We start from the raw sequence: 18954 nt of genomic DNA, 5'->3' as shown, positions 1-18954 counted from the left end.
GCCGCGATGTCACGACACTCAGAGAGCGGGAACTCACCGCAGCCGGAACACGGGACACGCCGGTGATTCAGCGGACGAACAGTCGGACGATGTTCATCAGAATCAGGACGATCAGCAGTGTGAGTGCAAACCCGAAGTCGAGCGACAGCGAGCCGATCCGCAGCGGCGGGATGATCCGTCGGAAGAACCGGATGGGGGGATCGGTGAGCGTGTAGACCGCTTCGGCGGCGACGAGGCCGAAGCCCTTGGGCCTCCATTCCCGATTGAACATCGGGATGTAGTCCAGGATCAGCCGCGCGAAGAGCACGATGACGTACAGGAGGAGCACCAGATGAACGATGCTCGCGAGGACCGAGACCAGCTGCACGGGCTACGACTGGTCGAAGCTCGCAGACTCAGCGTCTGCGTGTGCGATGCCCCCGTGACCCGAGACCGCGATGTTCTCCGGCGACAGCAGGAACACCTTCGAGGTCACGCGCTCGATCCGGCCGTAGAGGCCGAGCGAGAGCCCACTCGCGAAGTCGATGAGGCGACGCGCATCGGCATCGCTCATCTGCGAGAGGTTGATGATGACCGGGACACCCTCGCGGAAGCTCTCCGCGATCAACTGGGCGTCACGGTACTGCTTCGGGTGGACGGTGAGGATCTCGTTCACGGCTCCTGCAGACGGCTGGCGGACGGCGACGGGGCGGCGAAGCGGCGTGACGGGGGCCGGTGCCGGCTCCTCGCGGTCACGATCGCGTTCGCGGTGAGCGCGGGCGGGCGCCTGCGCTTCTTCTTCGTAGACCTCTTCCTCGTCGGCGAGGCCGAGATACACCATGGTCTTCTTCAGTGGGTTACCCATCGTGTCCTCCGGTTCGAACGTGTCGGGCTGGTCTGTTCACAGGTTAACCCCGGTCAGGCCGGGGGCCGGTGATTGCGGAACCGATCCGCAGGTGTGTCGCGCCGGCGGCGATCGCCTCGACGAAGTCCCCCGTCATCCCGGCAGAGATCCACGATGCCGAAGGGTCGATCGCACGGACGCTCTCCGCGATGCCGTGCAATCGTGCGAAGGCGGAGGCAGGCTCCTCGTCGAGCGGCGCCACCGCCATCACGCCGCGCAGGCGCAACGACGGCAGCGAGAGGACGTGCTCCGCGAGAGCGACCGCCTGCGCCGGCACCGCTCCCCCGCGGCCGGGATCGTCGGTGAGGTTGATCTGCACCAGCACATCGAGCTGATCGTCATCATCGGCCGCGCGGTGCAGGGCGTCGGCGAAGCGGTCGCGATCGACCGAATGCACGACTGACGCGCTCCGTCGGATCGCACTCGCCTTGTTGGTCTGGCCCTGGCCGATGAAATGCCACCGCAGATCCAGCTCGGTGAGCTCGCTCTCCTTCGCCGACAGCTCCTGCTGACGGTTCTCGCCGACGTCGCGCACTCCGAGCTCGTGCAGATCACGCACCAGCGACGCCGGATGGAACTTCGTCACCACGATCCTGGTGATCTCGTCGTGATTGCGTCCCACGGCTTGCGCGGCTGCGGCGATCCTGTCATCGATCGCCGACAGCCGCGCAGCCAGAGGCGCGAGCCCAGGGCCGTCGACCGGAGAGGTCACTTCAGGAATTCAGGGATGTCGATGTCGTCGTCCGCGAAAGCCGGCTCGATGCTGGTGGTCGGAACGCGCTGGTGGATCGGCTCGGGCTTGACCGGCTCAGGCTTGTTGTCCGTCTCCTCGTCGAGCGCCACCTCGGGGAGCGGAGTCGTCGAGGGCCGGGAGACGACCATCGGGTCCAGCCGCAGCGAGGGCTCACCGCCGTCGAAGCCTGCTGCGATCACGGTCACGCGCACCTCGTCGCCGAGCGTGTCGTCGATGACGGTACCGAAGATGATGTTTGCCTCGGGGTGAGCGGCTTCCTTGACGAGGTCTGCCGCGTCATGGATCTCGAAGATACCGAGGTTGGAACCACCCTGGATCGACAGCAGAACGCCGTGCGCACCCTCGATGCTCGCTTCGAGGAGCGGGGACTCCACAGCCAGCTCTGCGGCCTTGATCGCGCGATCTGCACCGCGAGCGGAGCCGATGCCCATGAGCGCGGAGCCTGCTCCCTGCATCACGGACTTGACGTCGGCGAAGTCGAGGTTGATGAGACCGGGGGTCGTGATGAGATCCGTGATGCCCTGCACACCGGCGAGGAGTACCTGGTCGGCCGTGGCGAACGCCTCGATCATCGAGATACCGCGGTCGCTGATCTCGAGGAGACGGTCGTTCGGCACCACGATGAGGGTGTCGACCTCTTCCTTGAGCTTGGAGACGCCGGCCTCAGCCTGGCTCTGGCGACGGCGCCCCTCGAAGGAGAACGGCTTGGTCACGACACCGATGGTGAGGGCGCCGATGGACTTCGCGATGCGCGCCACGACGGGCGCCCCGCCGGTTCCGGTACCGCCACCCTCTCCCGCCGTCACGAAGACCATGTCGGCCCCGGTCAGCGCCTGCTCGATCTCCTCGGCGTGGTCCTCGGCGGCACGACGCCCCACCTCGGGGTCGGCACCTGCACCGAGACCGCGAGTGAGTTCACGACCGACGTCGAGCTTGACGTCGGCGTCGCTCATGAGCAGCGCCTGCGCATCGGTGTTCACGGCGATGAACTCGACTCCGCGGAGGCCGAGATCGATCATGCGGTTCACGGCGTTGACGCCGCCACCGCCGACGCCGACGACCTTGATCACGGCGAGGTAGTTCTGGTTCTGGCTCATGGCCGGCCTCCGATTATTCGAGCCTGGAAGTGGGTGAACCTTAAACCTCAACTAGAGGTGTAAAGTATTTCCCGGTATTGCGTTCTCTTTGATCGAAGGTAAGCGCCGCCCGGCCGTGCACGCGCGAAGACACGGGCGTGTCGCCTCATTCCCGACGAAAGCGCTCAGCCGACGACGGCGACTTCGGGAGACGTCACGTCGATCGAGCCCGCCGCCGGATTCGCCGCCATCGTCTTCGAGAGCACGACGGCCTTCAGCGCCGACTCCTCCGCACTCCCCCAGACCACCGTCAGCCCGCCGTTGAGGGTGAGGGTCACGTCGTCCGCCGTCGTCGCGCGGACACCGGTCAGAGCGGCGCGGACGTCCGCGGGAAGGGTGCGCACGACGAGGCCAGCGCTCCGGAACGCCGCCGATTCGACACCCCCGACGACGTCGAGCACCGGCTGCCCTGCCGGCTGATCGGAGGTGGTCGAAAGGACCACGCCGGCGGCGTCCACCAGTGTGTAACCGGCGTCGGAGCGGAGCACGCCGACGGGAGTGCGCTCGACTATCCGCACGGTGAGGTCATGCGGCGGGCGCGCTTCGAGGGCGTATGTCTCGATGAGAGGGAAGCCCAGCAACGCGGCCTTCACCTTGCTGGAGTCGACCAGTGCGAGTGGAGTGCCGAGCTGATCCCCCAGTGCCGCCTCGATCGCGGCGGGATCGAGACTCGTGGCACCTTCGACGGTGATCTTCTGCACGGCGAACAGCGGACTGTACGCTGCGGCGACGCTGCCCCCGACCAGCAGCAGTGCGGCGCCGATGCTGCTCAACCAGACGATCCTCCGCCGCCGCGACCTCTGCGTGAAACGCCGGATCTCCGCACGAAGAGCCTTCCGACGCGCACGTGCCGCGCGCCAGACATCCATCGTCGACGTCTGCTGCGGGTCGCCGACCGAGGTGCTGTCCGGCTCCTCGCCGGGTGCCGGGTCAGGAGTCGACGGAGTGTCCTGACCGGCTCCGGGATCGCGTCGCCGCCGACGGGACCTCTCCTCCGGCGCGGCGTCCTTCTCGTCCGGAGACTCCGGGCTGGTCGGAAGCGGTGCGGGCCGGCGCATCGGCTACTCCTCGTCGGTCCGGCGCAGAGAGTCCAGGACCTGCGGGATGATCTGGTAGACGTTGCCGCACCCGAGCGTGACGACGAAGTCGCCGTCTCGCGCGACCGAGGCGGTGTAGTCGGCGGCCTGCTGCCAGTCTGCGACATAGTGGACGCGCGACGGGTCACGGAAGGCACCGCTGACGAGCTCGCCCGTGACACCGGGCACGGGGTCTTCCCTGGCCCCGTAGACGTCGAGCATCACGGTGTGGTCGGCGAACTGCTCCAGGACGTCGGCGAACTCCTGGTACATGTGCTGCGTGCGCGAGTAGGTGTGAGGCTGCTGGATCGCGATGATCCGACCGGACCCGGCGATGCTGCGCATGGCTTCGAGCGCTGCTCGCACCTCCGTGGGGTGGTGCGAGTAGTCGTCGTACACGGTGACCCCACGCTCGACGCCGTGCTGCTCGAGGCGACGCACCGTACCGGCGAAGCCCTCCACCGCACGAACGGCGTCGCCGAGCGGATAGCCGAGGGCGCGGAGAACGGCGACGGCGCCGGCCGCATTGATCGCGTTGTGGATGCCGGGGACGGCGAGCTGCATCCGGGCGTGCTCGTCGCCGTGCGTCAGCGTGGCGGCGACCGGTCCCGCAGCCACGATGTCGGTGACGCGCACATCCGCGCCGTCTGCCTGCCCGAAGGTGAGCACGTTCGGGTGCGACAGGCCCGCACCGACGCGCAGTGCGCCGGCGTCGTCGCTCGAGATCACCACGGCCTCGGTCGCGGCGTCCGCGAACTGCACGAACGCCTGATGGAAGGCTTCGTCGGAGCCGTAGTGGTCGAGGTGGTCGGGGTCGACGTTCGTGATGAGCGCCACAGCCGTGTCGTACAGGAGGAAGGTGCCATCGGACTCGTCTGCCTCGATGACGAAGAGGTCGCCGCTCCCGGTGGCGCTGGACACGCCGAGCTGCTCGATCACGCCGCCGTTGACGAAGTGCGGGTCGACGTCGAGGTCGCGCAACGCCGTGACGATCATGCCCGTCGAGGTGGTCTTGCCGTGCGCACCCGCCACCGAGACGAGGCGCCGCGTGCCGATCAGCCAGTGCAGAGCCTGGGACCGGTGGATGACGTGGAGGCCCCGCTCCTTGGCGGTGACGAACTCGGGATTCTCCGGCCAGATGGCGCCGGTGTGCACGACCGTGTCGGCATCACCGAGGTGGGCGGCATCATGACCGACGTGGACCGTCGCCCCCGCGGCGGCCAGCGCCCGCAGGTTGTCGCTGTCTGCGCGGTCGCTGCCGGACACGCGGATGCCCGCGTCGAGGAACATCTTGGCGAGTCCGCTCATCCCGGATCCACCGATGCCGATGAAGTGCGCGGAGGTGATCGTCTCGGGAATGGGGAGGGAGAGGTCGGGTCTGATCATGTCCGCTTCAGTCTACTTTTCTTCCGCTTCGTGGACGCGTCAGGCAGCCGCGAGCGCACGGTCGATGAGGGTGATGACGTTCTCGGTTCCTGCGCGGGTTCCGGCCGTCTGGGCAGCGGCAGCCATCTCCGCGATCCGCGCCGGGTCTTCGAGCAGCGGCACCACGATGCGCCGCACGGCATCGCCGTCGAAGGTCGCATCGTCGAGCAGCTCGGCAGCTCCGGCAGCGACGGCCGATGCGGCGTTCAGGCGCTGCTCGCCGTTTCCCACGGAGTACGGGACGTAGAGCGCGGGTATCCCCAGCGCGCTCACCTCGCTCACGGTCGCCGCACCGGAACGGGAGACGATCAGATCCGCGACGGCGAAGGCAAGATCCATGCGGTCGACGTAGCGGCGCAGCACGTAGCCGTCCGTACCGGGATCTGCCAGATCACTGCGCTCACCGGTCACGTGCAGCAGCTGCCATCCGGCGTCGAGGACGTCTCGCCATGAATCAGCGAGCGCCTCATTGAGTCGCTGCGCGCCCAGCGAGCCGCCGAAGACCAGGAGGACGGGCCGTTCGGGGTCGAGACCGAAGTAGTCCGCCGCTTCAGCGCGCGACGCCGCGCGGTCCAGAGCGATGACCTCTTGGCGCAGAGGCATGCCGACGACCTCGCCACCACGAAGCGGGGTCCCCTCGAACGCGACGCCGACGGCAGCTGCCCGCCGCGCACCGAGCACGTTCGCCAACCCCGGCTTGGCATTGGCCTCGTGCACGACGAACGGCACGCGCTCACGGCGAGCAGCGACATAGGCAGGCGCGGAAGCGTATCCCCCGAAGCCGACGACCACGTCGATGCCGTGCTGACGGATATGGGCGCGCACCTGGGAGACGGCGCGACGGAACCGTGCGGGGAACGACATCGCCTGCTTGTTCGGTCGGCGCGGGAACGGCACCTTGTCGACGATGAGGAGCTCGTAACCGCGTGCAGGGACCAGACGGGATTCGAGCCCCTCGGCAGTGCCGAGCACGAGAACGGTGGCCTCGGGATCGCGGGCGCGGAGGCCATCGGCGACCGCGAGCAGGGGATTGACGTGACCGGCGGTGCCACCGCCGGCGAGGAGATACGAAGTCACCTGGTGACCCTACCCCGCTCAGCTGGTCGCTTCTCGGTCACAGGGATCGTGCGCGCGAATGCGAGCAGCACACCGCACGCGATCAGCACGGCGAGCAGAGCGGTGCCGCCCTGCGACATGAATGGGAGCGGGACACCCATGACGGGGAAGACGCCGATGACGACGCCGACGTTCATGACGGCCTGGCCGACGATCCACACGGTGATGCCGCCGGCCGCCACCCGGATGAAGGGGTCGGAGGTCTTGCGGATGATATGGAACGCGCCGATCGTGAAGAACGTGAAGAGGGCGAGAACGACGATGCACCCGATCAGTCCCAGCTCCTCGCCGACGATGGCGAAGATGAAGTCGTTGCCCGCCGCAGGGAGCCACCCGTACTTCTCCTGCGAGTTGCCGAGACCGAGACCGAAGATGCCACCGGTCGCCATTCCCCAGATCCCGTGGATCGACTGGTAGCAATCGGTGTAGTAGAGCGCCATGTTGTCGCACGTCGCGGTGATGCGCCGCATGCGATCCTCGCTGGACAGCGCATAGGCGAGCACGGCGACGACGCCGAGGATCAGCGGGATGATGAACAGCCGGAGCTTGACCCCCGAGAAGAACAGACAGCCGAGCAGGATGAGCACCAGGACCATCGCCGTGCCGAGGTCCTTCCCCGCGAGGACGGTGCCGATCGCCAGTGCCCCGACCGGGATCACCGGGATGAAGACGTGATGCCAGGTTCCGAGCATCGCGCGCTTGCGTAGCAGCACGGCCGCGATCCACAGGGCGAGAGCGAGCTTGAGGAACTCGGACGGCTGGAGCGTGAAGCCTGCGATCCGGATCCAGTTCCGGTTTCCGCCGTCTTCGATCCCGAGCGGGGTGAACACCAGCATCTGCAGGGCCACGGCGCCGAAGAGTGCCGGCCACGCCATCCGCTTGAGGAACTCGATCGGCAGGCGGCTGATCAGGAACATCAGCGGGATGCCGAGGAGTGCGAAAACCCCTTGACGAAGCACACCGTCCAGCGGATTGACGCCCTTGGACACGGCGGTGGCGCTGGTCGCCGACAACACCATCACGAGGCCGAACAGAGTGAGCAGCAGGGCGGTGGACGCGATCAGCAGGAACTCGGTCGACACCGGGGTGAACCGGCGTCCGAGCGAGACCCTGGCAGCGAGACCGCCGGCTTCAGAGCGCGGAGGGCGGGATACCTGTGTCATCGGCACTCCCCCGGTCGATCCAGTCCCGCACCGCCTCGGCGAAGCGATGGCCCCGTTCCGCGTAGCCGGAGAACTGATCGAAGGATGCCGCCGCCGGGGCCAGCAGGACTGTTCCCTCGTCGTCGACGATTCCCGCGGCGATCTCCACGACACGGTTCATGACCTGTCCAGTGTCACCAGCATCGACCTCGAACACCGGCACCCCGGGCGCGTGTCGCCGGAATGCCGTGACCACGGCAGAGCGCTCGACGCCGATCACGACGGCCGCCCGGGCTGTCGTCCCGACGTCGGCGACGAGGTCGGAGATGTCGACCCCCTTCAGATCCCCGCCGAGCACCCATACGGCTCCGGGGTACGCGCGCAATGATGACGCGGCCGCATGCGGGTTGGTGGCCTTGGAGTCGTCGATCCACGTGATGCCGCGATGCCGCGCGATCACCTGGATGCGGTGAGGATCGAGGCGGAAGGACTGCAGGGCCGTGTGGATGGCCTCGGGCTCGACGCCGAGCGACCGCGCCAAGGCGCTCGCTGCGAGGATGTTCTGCACGATATGGGGAGCGGCGAGACCCGCAGCCTCGAGGTCGGCGACGGTCGTCAGCTCGAGAGCGCTGCGAGACCGGTCGTCGAGGAAGGCCCTGTCGACGAGAAGGCCCTCCACCACGCCGAGGTCGCTCGGACCGGGGATCCCCAGGTCGAAGCCGATCGCCCTAGCGCCTTCGACGACCTCCGCCTCCTCGACCATCTGCCGTGTGGCCTCGTCCGCCTTGTTGTAGACGCACGCGATCCGGGTGTTGCGGTAGACCACGGCCTTCGCGTCGCGGTAGGCCCGAGCGCTCCCATGCCAGACGAGATGATCGTCGGCGAGGTTGAGGCACACGGACGCGTAGGGGAAGAGCTCCCCCTCGGCCCGCGACTGCCCCAGGTACCAGAGCTGATGGCTGGAGAGTTCGACCACGAGGACGTCGAACCCTGCGGGGTCGCGTACCGCGTCGAGCACCGGCACACCGATGTTGCCGCACGGAGCCGCACGCAGTCCTCCCTCGACGAGGAGGGTGGCTGTCAGCTGGGTCGTCGTGGTCTTGCCGTTCGTGCCCGTGATGAGCACCCAGTCCGCCGGTGTGCCGTCGGAGCGCAGGACCTTGTCACGGACGCGCCAGGCGAGTTCGACGTCTCCCCAGATCGCGACATCCGAATCCTGCGCCCATCGGATGACCGGGTGCGACGGCGAGAACCCCGGCGAGGCGACGATGACCTCGGGGGCGAACTCGACCAGCACGGCAGGGACTTCTGCAAGCGGACCCAGCTCGAGCCGGGCGCCGATGACAGGAAGCAGACGCTCGTACTCCTCTTCGGCGGCTTCGCTCAGCACGAGCACGTCCGCGCCGAGTTCGGCCAGCGTGTCGGCGACCGAGAACCCGGTCATGGAGAGGCCGAGCACGGCGACCCGCAGGCCGCTCCAGTCGGCGTTCCAGCTGGTGAGGCCTGCCAGCCGATCAGTCGACACGGGTCAGCCATTCGACGTAGAACAGACCGACGGCAGAGACGGCGAGCAGCCCGGCGATGATCCACATGCGGACCACGATCGTGACCTCGGACCAGCCGCGCATCTCGAGGTGGTGGTGGAACGGGCTCATCAGGAACAGCCGCTTGCCGCGCGTGATCTTGAAGTATGCGCGCTGCAGGATGACCGAACCGGAGGACAGGACGAAGACACCGGCGATCACGAGCAGGAGCAGCTCGGTCCGGGTCAGGATGGCCATCGCGGTGATGACACCACCGATCGCCATGGATCCGACGTCGCCCATGAAGACCTTCGCCTTGGGGGCGTTCCACCACAGGAATCCGATCAGGCTGGCGGCGAAGGACGCGGCGATGATCGCCAGGTTGAACGGGTCGCGCACTTCGTAGCATCCGCCCAGGGCATCGGGGTCTCCGCCGATGCAGGGCTGCTTGAACTGCCAGAAGGCGATGAGGCTGTACGCGCCGACGACGATGACGCCGGCTCCGGCCGCGAGACCGTCGAGACCGTCGGTCAGGTTCACGCTGTTCGAGGTGGCGACCCCGATGATCGAGATCCACACGAGATAGAGGATCCACCCGAGGATCACGCCGAAGGCGAAGAGGTTGAGCCAGGTGATGTCGCGGAACAGGGAGATCGCGGAACTCGCCGGCGTCTGGCCCCATTTGTTCGGGAAGTTCAGCGCGACGATGCCGAAGGGGATCATGACCAGCAGCTGACCGATCACCTTGCGCCAGCCCGACAGTCCGAGACTGCGCTGGCTGCGCACCTTCATGTAGTCGTCGATGAACCCGACGGCACCGAAACCGACCATCAGCCAGATCACGAGCAGCGCCGAGAGCGCCGGCACCTCTCCGCTGACCAGAACACCGGTGAAGTAGCCCACCATCGAGCCGACGATGAAGATGACGCCGCCCATCGTCGGCGTTCCGCGTTTCGCTTCGTGGCTCGGGTTGTGGACGGACTCCGGGGTGCGGATCACCTGCCCCCAGCCCCACTTCCGGAAGAGCCGGAGGAAGACGGGGGTCAGGAACAGGGTGAAGGCGAGCGAGATCGCCGCCGACATGATGAGAGACCTCACGAGAACAATTCTCCCAGACGATCGCCGAGATGCCGGAGGCCCACGGAGTTGGATGACTTCACGAGCACGCGATCGCCGTCGCGGAGCTCGGTGCGCAGATACTCGAACGCCGCGTCCTGGTCGGGCAGATGCACAGCCTCGCTGTCCCACGAGCCCTCTCCGACGGCGGCGAGATACAGCCGTCGCGCCTCAGCGCCGACGACCACGATCCGCTGGATGTTCAGACGCACGGCGAGCAGCCCGATCCGGTCGTGCGCCTCCCCCGCGCTCTCCCCGAGCTCGCTCATGGCACCGAGGACGGCGACCGTGCGCTCTTCGGGGCCGGTGATCTGCGCGAGAGTACGCAAGGCAGCGGCCATGGAATCCGGGCTGGCGTTGTAGGCGTCGTTGATGATCCGCACGCGGTCGTTGCCCAGGGGCTGCATCCGCCACCGTTCGGCGATCTCGACGGCCTCCAGACGAGCCACGGCATCGACGGGCGAGACGCCGAGGACCAGCGCCGAGGCGATCGCTGCCAGAGCGTTGGAGATGTGGTGAGCCCCGAGGACCCGGAGCCGCAGGGGCAGGCTCTGCCCGCCGACCTCGACGATGCAGGAGGTGCCGGAGGCCGACACCTCGATGTCGCGGGCCCGCACATCGGCCGTCGGGCCCTGGCCGAAGCCGACCGTGCGCAGCCCGCGGGAGTCCGCGAGCTCTCGCATCGCCGCGACTCTGGGGTCGTCGACGTTCAGGACGGCAGTCCCCGGCACCCGGGCCGCCGCGACGAGCTCGGCCTTGGCCTTCGCCGTCGCTTCGATTCCGCCGAAGCCGCCGGCGTGCGCCATGCCGACCATCAGCACCACAGCGATGTCGGGCTCCACGAGGCCGGCGAGGTGGGCGATGCTTCCCGGAGCCGCCGCTCCGAACTCGCTCACGAGGTACCGCGTGCTCTCCGTGACACGAAGCATGGTGACGGGAGCGCCGACTTCGTTGTTGAACGACTTCACGGGCGCGACGGTCTCGCCCTCGTCCTCGAGGATGCGTGCGAGGAAGTTCTTGGTGGTGGTCTTGCCGTTGGATCCCGTGATGCCGACGATGCGGAGCCGACCTGCGGCTCGGACCCGCGCGACGACATCTCTGGCGAGTGCGCCGAGTGCGGTGACGGCATCCGCGACGATGATCTGGCTCACCGCGATGTCGACGGGATGCTCGACGATGGCCAGCACGGCGCCCGCCTCGACGGCGGATCCGACGAATCGGTGGCCGTCGGTCTCGGCTCCGGGTTTGGCCACGAAGATCGAGCCGGGGCCCATCATCCGCGAATCCGTGTCGACCAGGCCATCGACCACGGTCTCGGGTGTGTCTGGTGCGACCACGCGAAGATCACCGCCGACTGCGGCGGCGATCTCAGCGAGCGTCAGGGCGATCATGTCATCTCCATGCGCGGCTCTCGCCGACTATCCGAACTTGGGGAGGAGCTCGTCCATCGGGACAGAGGACGGCATCACGCGATAGGTTTTCATCACCTGCGTCATCGCCTTCTGGAAGGCGGATGCGGTGGCCGCGGACGATACAACCTTAGTCGGCTCGTCGAGGGTGACCACGACGACGTACTGCGGATCGTCGACCGGTGCGAAGCCCACCATGCTGGTGTAGTACACCCCGGACTTGTATCCACCGTTGCCGTCGGAGACCTGGGCAGTACCCGTCTTGCTGGTCACGCGGTAGCCCGGCACCTGGATGCGCTCCGCATTGCCGCCCTGCACCGCGACGTTCTCCAGCATCCGGGTGAGCTCGCCGGCCGTCTGCTCCTTGATGATCTGCTCGTGCTTCGGATCTGCCGGTGTGGTGACCTTGCCGTCGGATCCCGTGCACGACTCGACGAGCGAGAGATCGATCTTCTCTCCGCCGTTGGCGATCGCCTGGTAGGCGCCGGCGAGCTGGGCTGCCGTCACCGTGAAGTACTGGCCGAACGTGGTCGTGTACAGCGACTGGCTGTCCCAGTCCTTGACAGGGTGCAGGATGCCGCCGACCTCGGACGGGAAGTCGAGCGTCTTGTCGCCGACCCCGAACCGCTCGAGGTAGTCGTAGCGGACCTCGGGACTCACCATGGTGCCGAACTTCGACAGTGCGACGTTCGACGAGTCGATGAGTCCGCCGGCGAGGGTGTAGTTGTAGGCGGGGTGGGTGAAGGCGTCGTTGACGACGGCGCCGTTCGGGAACTTCTCGCGAGAGGCCGCGCTGACGGTGCTGTAGGGGGTGAGGCCGGCGCCCTCGATGGCCGCGGCCGCGGTGATCGCCTTGAACGTCGAGCCCGGCTCGAAGTCCCTGTGGAAGATCTGGCTGGCCCTCGTCGCCGGTGTCGAGGCATCGAGATCGTTGGGGTCAAGCGCGGGCCATTCGGCCGCCGCCCTGATCTTGCCGGTCTTCACCTCGACCACCGTGACCGTGCCGCCCTCGGCGCCCTGGGTCTGCGCCTCCTCGGCGATCATCTGCTGCAGGTACCAGTTGAGATCGCTGTTGATGGTCAACTGCACGGAGCCGCCGTTCACGGCGTCGACCGTGCGCTCGCTCCCGGGGATCACGACCCCGTCCTTGCCGATGCGATAGCTCTCCTCGCCGTCGACGGGCGCGAGGCAGGAGTCGTCCAGCTGCTCCACGCCGGCCTGCGCCTCGCCGGAGCTGTCGAGGTAGCCGAGGAGGTTCCCGGCGACCGCGCCGTTCGGGTAAACCCGGGTCTCACGCGCCTTGAGTGCGAGATAGGAGCCGACTCCCAAGTCCCTCAGCTTCATGTACTGCTCGGTGTTCAGCCCCTTCTTGAGGGGTGCGTACTGGCTGTTCGGGTTCTCGGCGAGGGCGTTCGACACCAGCGCACGCACTTCCTCCCCGGACTGCCCGGTGATGGCCGCGATCTTCTCGGAAGCCTCGGCCCACGGCAGCTTGGGGTCGTTCTCCTCCATGAGCATGATGACCTGGGGGCTGAGCTGAGCGTCGTAGACCATCACGCTGGAGGCGAGCACTGTCCCGGAGGAGTCGACGATCGATCCGCGCTGTCCGGAGATGGCCGAACTCGCCCCGATGTGCTCGAGAGAGTCGGAGACATGCTCGTCGGCGCTGACCACCTGGATGTCGACCAGCCGCACGACGAAGGCGCACAGCACCGAGAGGATGACGGCGAGGGCGACGACTGTGCGTCGCCGCGGTCCGCGGGTGGCTCGTGTCGTCATGGGATCTCTCCGTCGATCGTGGGTGTCAGTGCGTCGTGGGGCTCGGCAGGCCGTCGGTGATCGGCGGCGGAAGCTCTTGTGTCGGCTGCTCGGTCGTCGCTGCGCCGTCCGTCTCCTGTGCAGGAGGAGGCGGCGGTTCCACGATGAGCGAGTTGCTCACGGCTCCGACGCCGTCAGGGTTGACCGTAGAGGTCCAATCGGCGCCGTCGCCGGTACCGAAGACGGCTCCATCGCTGAGGCGCAGATACGACGGCGATCCGGCGACCACCATTCCGAGTCCGGCCGCGCTGCTCGCGAGCACCTGCGGGGAGCTGACCCCGGTCAGTTCCTCCTGGAGAGCGTGCGTCTTGAGGTTGAGTTCGCGCTGCTGCGACGAGAGACTGGCGAGGGTGAACGAGTCCTGGGTGATCGCGAGCGAGAGCGCGATCTGCGCGGCGCCGATCGCGAGCGCTCCCCCCAGCGCGACGAGCGCATAGGCGAGCTTGGGCTTGCGGCGGGCGGCGGGATGCGTGACCGGCTGCAGCTTCCGCTGCGGAGTCTTCTCCGGCGCGACCGGCTGTACCGGCTTCCGGACGACGGCGTTCAGGCTCATGCGCTCTCCCGCAGCTTCTCGGCGGCGCGCAGACGCACCGGGATCGCCCGCGGGTTGCGCGCGCGCTCATCATCGTCGGCGAGTTCTGCGCCCTTGGTCAGGATGCGGAATCGCGGGGCGTGTTCGGGGAGTTCGACCGGAAGACCGGCAGGTGCGGATGAGGCGGCCGCGGCGGCGAACGCCTGCTTCACGAGGCGGTCTTCGAGCGACTGATACGACATCACGACGATGCGTCCTCCGACGCTGAGCGCATCCATGGCCGAGGGGATCGCGTCGGCCAGCACATTGAGTTCCGTGTTGACCTCGATGCGCAGCGCCTGGAAGACGCGCTTGGCGGGGTGCCCCGCTCGTTGCGCGGCAGCGGGAGTGGCCGCGATGAGGATGTCGACGAGCTCGCCCGACCGCGTGATGGGCTGCTTCTGACGTGCCTCGATGATGAAGCGGGCGTAACGGCCGGCGAGCTTCTCCTCGCCGTAGCGCTCGAAGATGCGACGGAGGTTGCCTTCGCTGTACGTGGCGATGACATCGGCGGCGGTGACGCCCTTGGTCTGGTCCATCCGCATGTCGAGGGGAGCGTCCTTGGAGTACGCGAAGCCGCGCTCGGCCTCGTCGAGCTGCAGGGAGGACACCCCGAGATCGAACAGGATGCCGGACGCGCCCTGCGCATGCAGGCCGATCTCGTCATACACCGTGTGTACGAGAGTCACACGGTCTCGGAATCGTGCCAGTCGCTCCCCCGCGATGCGCAGCGCATCGGTGTCTCGGTCGAGCCCGACCAGACGGATGTTCGGGAAGCGTTCGAGCAGCGCCTCCGAGTGGCCGCCCATGCCGAGGGTGGCGTCGACGAGGACCGCACCGTCCGCGTGAAGGGAAGGAGCGAGCAGCTCGACACAGCGGTCGAGCAGGACGGGGGTGTGGATGTCTCGGAGGTTCATGATCTTTCTCGGGGTGACCTTCGGCTCTGATCCCCCTCCGCTTCTCGACCCGGCACCGGGGAAGTGTGTCGGGGCGGGAGCGGCGGGGCATCACAGCCGTGGTCAGAAGAGTCCCGGAATCACCTCCTGCTCGAGGTCGGAGTAGGTCTCCTCGCCGGCGGCGAGGTAGGCGTTCCAGCTCTCCGCGTCCCAGATCTCGGCGTGGGCGCCGACTCCGGTGACGATGAGTTCCTTCTGCAGACCTGCGTACTGACGCAGGTGCGCCGGGATGGTGATGCGGTTCTGGCTGTCTGGCATCTCCGCGCTGGCTCCGGAGAGGAACAGGCGCATGAAGTCACGCGCCTGCTTGTTGGCGAGCGGTGCCTGCCGGATCCGCTCGTGCATCGCCTCGAACTCGGCCGTGCTGAACACGTAGAGGCACCGTTCCTGCCCTCGGGTGACGACGATGCCGCCGCCGAGGTCTTCGCGGAACTTCGCAGGAAGGATGACCCGTCCTTTGTCGTCCAGCTTCGGAGAGTGCGTACCCAGCAACATCGGCCACCACCCCCTCTGCGTCCGGCCAACTCGAGGTGCGCCCCACTTTACTCCACTTTCCTCCACATACCTACGACCAATCCGCAGACGATCGCGGCCAGCGCGAGCGGGCATGCCAAAAAACCGCGAGATTCCGCGGTGGAGGAAGGTGGAGGATGAGTGGAGGGATCTCCCGGGTCAGCGGCCGACCCTCCCCCGCCCGGCGTTAACGACCGAAGCCCGGATGCTGAGCATCCGGGATTCGGTGGTGAAGATGTGAGAGAGGTCAGTGACCGTCTTGGCGTCGATCCCATCGATCGTTCATACGATCCATGAACGACGCGGATTCCTGTCGCTTCGGTGCGGAGTGCTCTCGCGGTGCCGTCGCGGTCGTCCGCCGAACGGGCGTCACGGCCACCATGACTCCGGCGAGCATCGCCGCGAAACCGACGACGCCGACGACGATTCCCCAGACACCGCCGAGGATGACGCCGGCGACCAGACCACCGACACCGGCGAGCAGCAGGAGCGCACCGTAGACGAGATTTCGGTAGCTCAGAGCTCGGTCACCGGACGGCGCGGTCACGACGTCGGCATCATTGTGAAGGAGATGGCGTTCCATCTCGTCGAGCAGACGCTGCTCCTGTTCGGAGAGTGGCATTTCGTCCCCCTCGGGTATCGTGCCTTCCATTCTACGCGCGCGAAGGCGTCCGGGGCTAGCAGTTCGACCCACCCTTGCTTTACGTATGCTGGGAGTCGTGCCGTCCTCCTCCCCCGTCCCCGACGCCGTCGCCGCACACCTCGACCACTTCCTCTCGCGGATGCGGGACGAAGCGACGGACTACGGTCCGGACGCGGCGGCGTTCCTCGACGCGGCCGCCGGCACCCTCGACGGCGGCAAACGCCTGCGTGCGCGCTTCTGCCATGCGGGTTGGCGTGCCGTCTCGGCTTTCAGAGACCGCGACGCGACAGAGCCCGACGCGCTGTGGGACATCTGCACCGCGCTGGAAATCTTCCAGTCCGCGGCGCTCGTCCACGATGACCTGATCGACAACTCGGACACACGCCGTGGCCGCCCTGCCGCGCACCGTGCCCTCGAGGCCTCCCACCGCGCCGCGGGATGGGCGGGCGACGCAGACGCCTTCGGCCGCGCCTCAGCGATCCTCCTCGGCGATCTCCTCGTCGCCTGGAGCGATGACCTGCTGGAATCGGCCCTCGACGGGCAGCCGCACGCACGCGCCGTGCGTTCCGAGTACGCGAGGATGCGGAGGGATGTCACGACCGGTCAGTTCCTCGACATCGCCGAGGAATCGGCGTGGAGCGTGAACGACGGGAGCCTGCACGCGGAACGGGCGTTGCGCGTGGCATCGCTCAAGTCCGCGAGGTACAGCATCGAGCAACCTCTGGTTCTCGGCGGCGCGTTCGCCGGGGCCGAGCCTGATCAGACGGAGGCGCTGCGCCGCTTCGGACATCCCGTCGGCATGGCCTTCCAGCTGCGCGACGATGTGCTCGGAGTGTTCGGCGACCCGTCCGTCACGGGCAAGCCGACCGGGGACGACCTCCGGGAGGGCAAGCGAACCGTCCTGATCGCTCTCACCAGGCAGACGCTGGACGCGTCCGCGCGGAACCTGCTGGACGAGATGCTGGGCGACCCGGAGCTCACGCCGCAGCAGGTGACGTTCCTCCAGGCCACCATCCGCGACTCGGGGGCCGTGGATCAGCTGGAGGCGATGATCACCGGCTATGCCCGCGACGCCGATCGCGCCCTGTCAGGCGCCCGACTGGACAACGCCGCGGTCGGTGAGCTGCGTGATCTCGCACGAGCGGCGACGGTGCGCTCGGCCTGACGGATCAGGCGAGCGTGCGCGCCAAGCGCCGCACGGAACTCTTGTGCCCGGCCAGCAGGGCGTCGATCGGGGAACGCCCCAGGCTCTCCTCCTCCGCGAGGAGCCAGTCGATCAGCTCGTCGTCGGTGAACCCGGCGTCCTGAAGCACGATCACGGTGCCACGCAGTGAGCTCAGCGGGTGTCCGTCGACGATGAAGACGGACGGCACCGCGAATGCTCCGTTGCGACGAGAGCCGACGAGATAGTGCTCATCGATCAGACGGCGCACACGGCCGAGGGGTTCGTCGAGCACCTCGACGAGGTCGGGCATCGTCAGCCACTCGACGGCGGCAGGGGTTCCGGCAACGTTCTCAGACACGTCGCCCACTATCTCACCTCCGGATGATCTGCGCATGTCGGCACTCCAGTCACACTGTTCACTTGCGTCACTTCTGTTGACTTCTGTTTACATCCGTGTCAGCGTGAAAAGCTCGAAAAAAGGGGGCAGACCTTGACTCTGAAGACCGCCACACGGCGAACGCGACACCTGCAGATCGGAGTGCCTGCAGCGGTGCTCGGAGCACTGGCGACCACTCTCACCGCTGCGCCGGCCGGAGCGACTGTGCACGCGGACACGACTGCCGTCGAGCGGCCTCGCCTTCTTCCAGCACGCGTCGCACCCGCCGAGGCCGCACCATCGACCTACCGCGTCCAGCCCGGCGACACGGTTTCGGCGATCGCCTCGCGCTTCGGATTGCGCACGGTCGATGTCCTGACCTGGAACGGACTCTCCTGGCGCTCGGTGATCCACCCCGGCCAGACACTCACGCTCGCGCCCTCGGTCGCGCCGGCAGCCCCTGCGACGCCCCAAGCCTCTGCTCCCGCGGCCGCCGCGACGCATCAGGTCGTCTCCGGCGACACCGTGTACGCCATCGCCCGGAAGTACGGGACCTCCGTCGATGCCGTCCTCGCGGCAAACGGGCTCACACGCGCCTCGGTGATCTACCCCGGCCAGAACCTCGTCATCAGCGGCTCGGTCGGCGCGCCGACTGCTGCCGCTCCCATAGCGGCCGCGGCGCCGACCCCGGCTCCGGCCCCGGCGTCCGCCGCGTCCCATACCGTCGTCGCAGGCGACACCCTGTTCGGCATCGCGCAGAAGTACGGCACCACCACGCAGGCGCTGTACGCCGCGAACGGTCTCGGGCCGTCGTCGATCATCTACCCGGGCCAGGCCCTCTCCCTCCAGGGCACGCCGCCGACAGCGCCTGCACCGGCCCCGTCGGCGACCCCCTCGGCGGCGAGTGGCCCGCAGACAGCGGTGCTGACGGCCGAGCAGGCCTCGAACGCCGCGCTCATCATCCGCGTCGGCCGCGAGATCGGGGTGTCCGATCGGGCGATCGCGATCGCTCTCGCCACCGGCATGGTCGAGTCGGGTCTGCGAAATCTCGACTGGGGCGACCGCGACTCACTCGGCATCTTCCAGCAGCGTCCGAGCACCGGCTGGGGAACGCCGGCCCAGATCATGGACGCCGATCGGAGCACTCGCGTGTTCTACGGAGGGCAGAGCGACCCCAACGGCCAGGTGACCCGCGGGCTTCTCGACATCCCCGGCTGGGAGAACATGGCCTTCACCGACGCTGCTCAGGCGGTCCAGATCTCGGCCTATCCCGAGAGGTACGGACAGTGGGAGGCGCAGGCATATGCCTGGCTCGCGCTCCACGGTTGACGA

General features: G+C 67.7%; 19 protein-coding genes. 2 read left to right on the top strand and 17 right to left on the bottom strand.

Annotation, left to right across the window (positions count from 1 at the left end):
* Positions 1-67: 67 nt before the first annotated feature.
* The 16 genes from FFS56_RS02925 to FFS56_RS02850 form a co-directional block, all read right to left on the bottom strand.
* Complete coding sequence (locus FFS56_RS02925) at positions 68-367, bottom strand: YggT family protein (RefSeq protein ID WP_046749317.1); 300 nt, start codon at positions 365-367, stop codon at positions 68-70.
* Positions 368-370: 3 nt separating this feature from the next.
* Positions 371-844 carry a cell division protein SepF gene (sepF, locus tag FFS56_RS02920; protein WP_046749318.1) on the bottom strand — a complete coding sequence of 158 codons (474 nt, stop codon included), beginning with the start codon at positions 842-844 and terminating at the stop codon, positions 371-373.
* Between the two features lie 43 nt (positions 845-887).
* Positions 888-1595 (bottom strand): YggS family pyridoxal phosphate-dependent enzyme, encoded by a 708-nt coding sequence (locus tag FFS56_RS02915; protein WP_082108726.1) that lies wholly within the window; start codon positions 1593-1595, stop codon positions 888-890.
* On the bottom strand, positions 1592-2734 hold the full coding sequence (gene ftsZ, locus FFS56_RS02910; protein WP_127012066.1) for a cell division protein FtsZ: 1143 nt from the start codon (positions 2732-2734) through the stop codon (positions 1592-1594). The genes FFS56_RS02915 and ftsZ overlap by 4 nt, the downstream gene beginning before the upstream one ends.
* A gap of 164 nt (positions 2735-2898) precedes the next feature.
* Complete coding sequence (locus tag FFS56_RS02905; RefSeq protein ID WP_046749320.1) at positions 2899-3831, bottom strand: FtsQ-type POTRA domain-containing protein; 933 nt, start codon at positions 3829-3831, stop codon at positions 2899-2901.
* A gap of 3 nt (positions 3832-3834) precedes the next feature.
* Positions 3835-5235, bottom strand: a complete 1401-nt coding sequence (gene murC, locus FFS56_RS02900; RefSeq protein ID WP_046749321.1) for a UDP-N-acetylmuramate--L-alanine ligase — start codon at positions 5233-5235, stop codon at positions 3835-3837.
* Between the two features lie 39 nt (positions 5236-5274).
* Positions 5275-6351: a UDP-N-acetylglucosamine--N-acetylmuramyl-(pentapeptide) pyrophosphoryl-undecaprenol N-acetylglucosamine transferase gene (locus tag FFS56_RS02895; RefSeq protein ID WP_046749322.1), complete on the bottom strand. Its 1077-nt coding sequence runs from the start codon at positions 6349-6351 to the stop codon at positions 5275-5277.
* Positions 6348-7553, bottom strand: coding sequence for a putative lipid II flippase FtsW (ftsW, locus tag FFS56_RS02890; protein WP_046749429.1), 1206 nt, complete (start codon positions 7551-7553; stop codon positions 6348-6350). Before ftsW ends, FFS56_RS02895 begins: the two co-directional genes overlap by 4 nt.
* Entirely contained in the window at positions 7522-9057 is a 1536-nt protein-coding gene (murD, locus tag FFS56_RS02885) for a UDP-N-acetylmuramoyl-L-alanine--D-glutamate ligase (RefSeq protein WP_127012065.1), read from the bottom strand. Before murD ends, ftsW begins: the two co-directional genes overlap by 32 nt.
* Positions 9047-10153, bottom strand: coding sequence for a phospho-N-acetylmuramoyl-pentapeptide-transferase (gene mraY / locus FFS56_RS02880; protein WP_046749324.1), 1107 nt, complete (start codon positions 10151-10153; stop codon positions 9047-9049). Before mraY ends, murD begins: the two co-directional genes overlap by 11 nt.
* Positions 10150-11562: a UDP-N-acetylmuramoyl-tripeptide--D-alanyl-D-alanine ligase gene (gene murF / locus FFS56_RS02875; protein ID WP_127012064.1), complete on the bottom strand. Its 1413-nt coding sequence runs from the start codon at positions 11560-11562 to the stop codon at positions 10150-10152. Before murF ends, mraY begins: the two co-directional genes overlap by 4 nt.
* A 27-nt stretch (positions 11563-11589) precedes the next feature.
* Positions 11590-13359, bottom strand: coding sequence for a penicillin-binding protein 2 (locus tag FFS56_RS02870; RefSeq protein ID WP_137772077.1), 1770 nt, complete (start codon positions 13357-13359; stop codon positions 11590-11592).
* A gap of 25 nt (positions 13360-13384) precedes the next feature.
* Positions 13385-13951 (bottom strand): hypothetical protein, encoded by a 567-nt coding sequence (locus tag FFS56_RS02865; protein WP_127012063.1) that lies wholly within the window; start codon positions 13949-13951, stop codon positions 13385-13387.
* A complete protein-coding gene (gene rsmH / locus FFS56_RS02860; RefSeq protein ID WP_046749328.1) occupies positions 13948-14886 on the bottom strand; it encodes a 16S rRNA (cytosine(1402)-N(4))-methyltransferase RsmH in 939 nt (312 codons plus the stop codon). The genes FFS56_RS02865 and rsmH overlap by 4 nt, the downstream gene beginning before the upstream one ends.
* Before the next feature lie 102 nt (positions 14887-14988).
* Positions 14989-15420, bottom strand: coding sequence for a division/cell wall cluster transcriptional repressor MraZ (mraZ, locus tag FFS56_RS02855; protein ID WP_017830220.1), 432 nt, complete (start codon positions 15418-15420; stop codon positions 14989-14991).
* A gap of 265 nt (positions 15421-15685) precedes the next feature.
* A complete protein-coding gene (locus FFS56_RS02850; protein ID WP_046749329.1) occupies positions 15686-16060 on the bottom strand; it encodes a DUF3040 domain-containing protein in 375 nt (124 codons plus the stop codon).
* Between the two features lie 97 nt (positions 16061-16157).
* On the opposite strand from FFS56_RS02850, the gene FFS56_RS02845 reads away from it, so the two are divergent.
* Positions 16158-17246: a polyprenyl synthetase family protein gene (locus FFS56_RS02845; RefSeq protein WP_231589736.1), complete on the top strand. Its 1089-nt coding sequence runs from the start codon at positions 16158-16160 to the stop codon at positions 17244-17246.
* A gap of 4 nt (positions 17247-17250) precedes the next feature.
* Here FFS56_RS02845 and FFS56_RS02840 read toward each other — a convergent pair whose 3' ends face one another.
* A complete protein-coding gene (locus FFS56_RS02840) occupies positions 17251-17604 on the bottom strand; it encodes an Rv2175c family DNA-binding protein (protein ID WP_046749430.1) in 354 nt (117 codons plus the stop codon).
* A 132-nt stretch (positions 17605-17736) separates the two neighbouring features.
* Here FFS56_RS02840 and FFS56_RS02835 point away from each other — a divergent pair, with 132 nt between their 5' ends.
* Positions 17737-18951 (top strand): LysM domain-containing protein, encoded by a 1215-nt coding sequence (locus tag FFS56_RS02835; protein WP_127012062.1) that lies wholly within the window; start codon positions 17737-17739, stop codon positions 18949-18951.
* Positions 18952-18954 lie beyond the last annotated feature (3 nt).

It is taken from the genome of Microbacterium sp. Beta, assembly GCF_005502545.1.
Classification (GTDB): domain Bacteria; phylum Actinomycetota; class Actinomycetes; order Actinomycetales; family Microbacteriaceae; genus Microbacterium; species Microbacterium oxydans.
The sequence above is the reverse complement of the archived record's forward strand: the minus strand, read 5'-3'. Positions and strand labels throughout refer to the sequence as shown.

Bases quoted from the DNA above. Each gene is read 5' to 3' on its own strand.
- sepF (WP_046749318.1), bottom strand. From the start codon at position 844: ATGGGTAACCCACTGAAGAAGACCATGGTGTATCTCGGCCTCGCCGAC.
- ftsZ (WP_127012066.1), bottom strand. From the start codon at position 2,734: ATGAGCCAGAACCAGAACTACCTCGCCGTGATCAAGGTCGTCGGCGTC.
- FFS56_RS02905 (WP_046749320.1), bottom strand. From the start codon at position 3,831: ATGCGCCGGCCCGCACCGCTTCCGACCAGCCCGGAGTCTCCGGACGAG.
- murC (WP_046749321.1), bottom strand. From the start codon at position 5,235: ATGATCAGACCCGACCTCTCCCTCCCCATTCCCGAGACGATCACCTCC.
- ftsW (WP_046749429.1), bottom strand. From the start codon at position 7,553: ATGACACAGGTATCCCGCCCTCCGCGCTCTGAAGCCGGCGGTCTCGCT.
- murF (WP_127012064.1), bottom strand. From the start codon at position 11,562: ATGATCGCCCTGACGCTCGCTGAGATCGCCGCCGCAGTCGGCGGTGAT.
- FFS56_RS02870 (WP_137772077.1), bottom strand. From the start codon at position 13,359: ATGACGACACGAGCCACCCGCGGACCGCGGCGACGCACAGTCGTCGCC.
- FFS56_RS02865 (WP_127012063.1), bottom strand. From the start codon at position 13,951: ATGAGCCTGAACGCCGTCGTCCGGAAGCCGGTACAGCCGGTCGCGCCG.
- rsmH (WP_046749328.1), bottom strand. From the start codon at position 14,886: ATGAACCTCCGAGACATCCACACCCCCGTCCTGCTCGACCGCTGTGTC.
- mraZ (WP_017830220.1), bottom strand. From the start codon at position 15,420: ATGTTGCTGGGTACGCACTCTCCGAAGCTGGACGACAAAGGACGGGTC.
- FFS56_RS02850 (WP_046749329.1), bottom strand. From the start codon at position 16,060: ATGCCACTCTCCGAACAGGAGCAGCGTCTGCTCGACGAGATGGAACGC.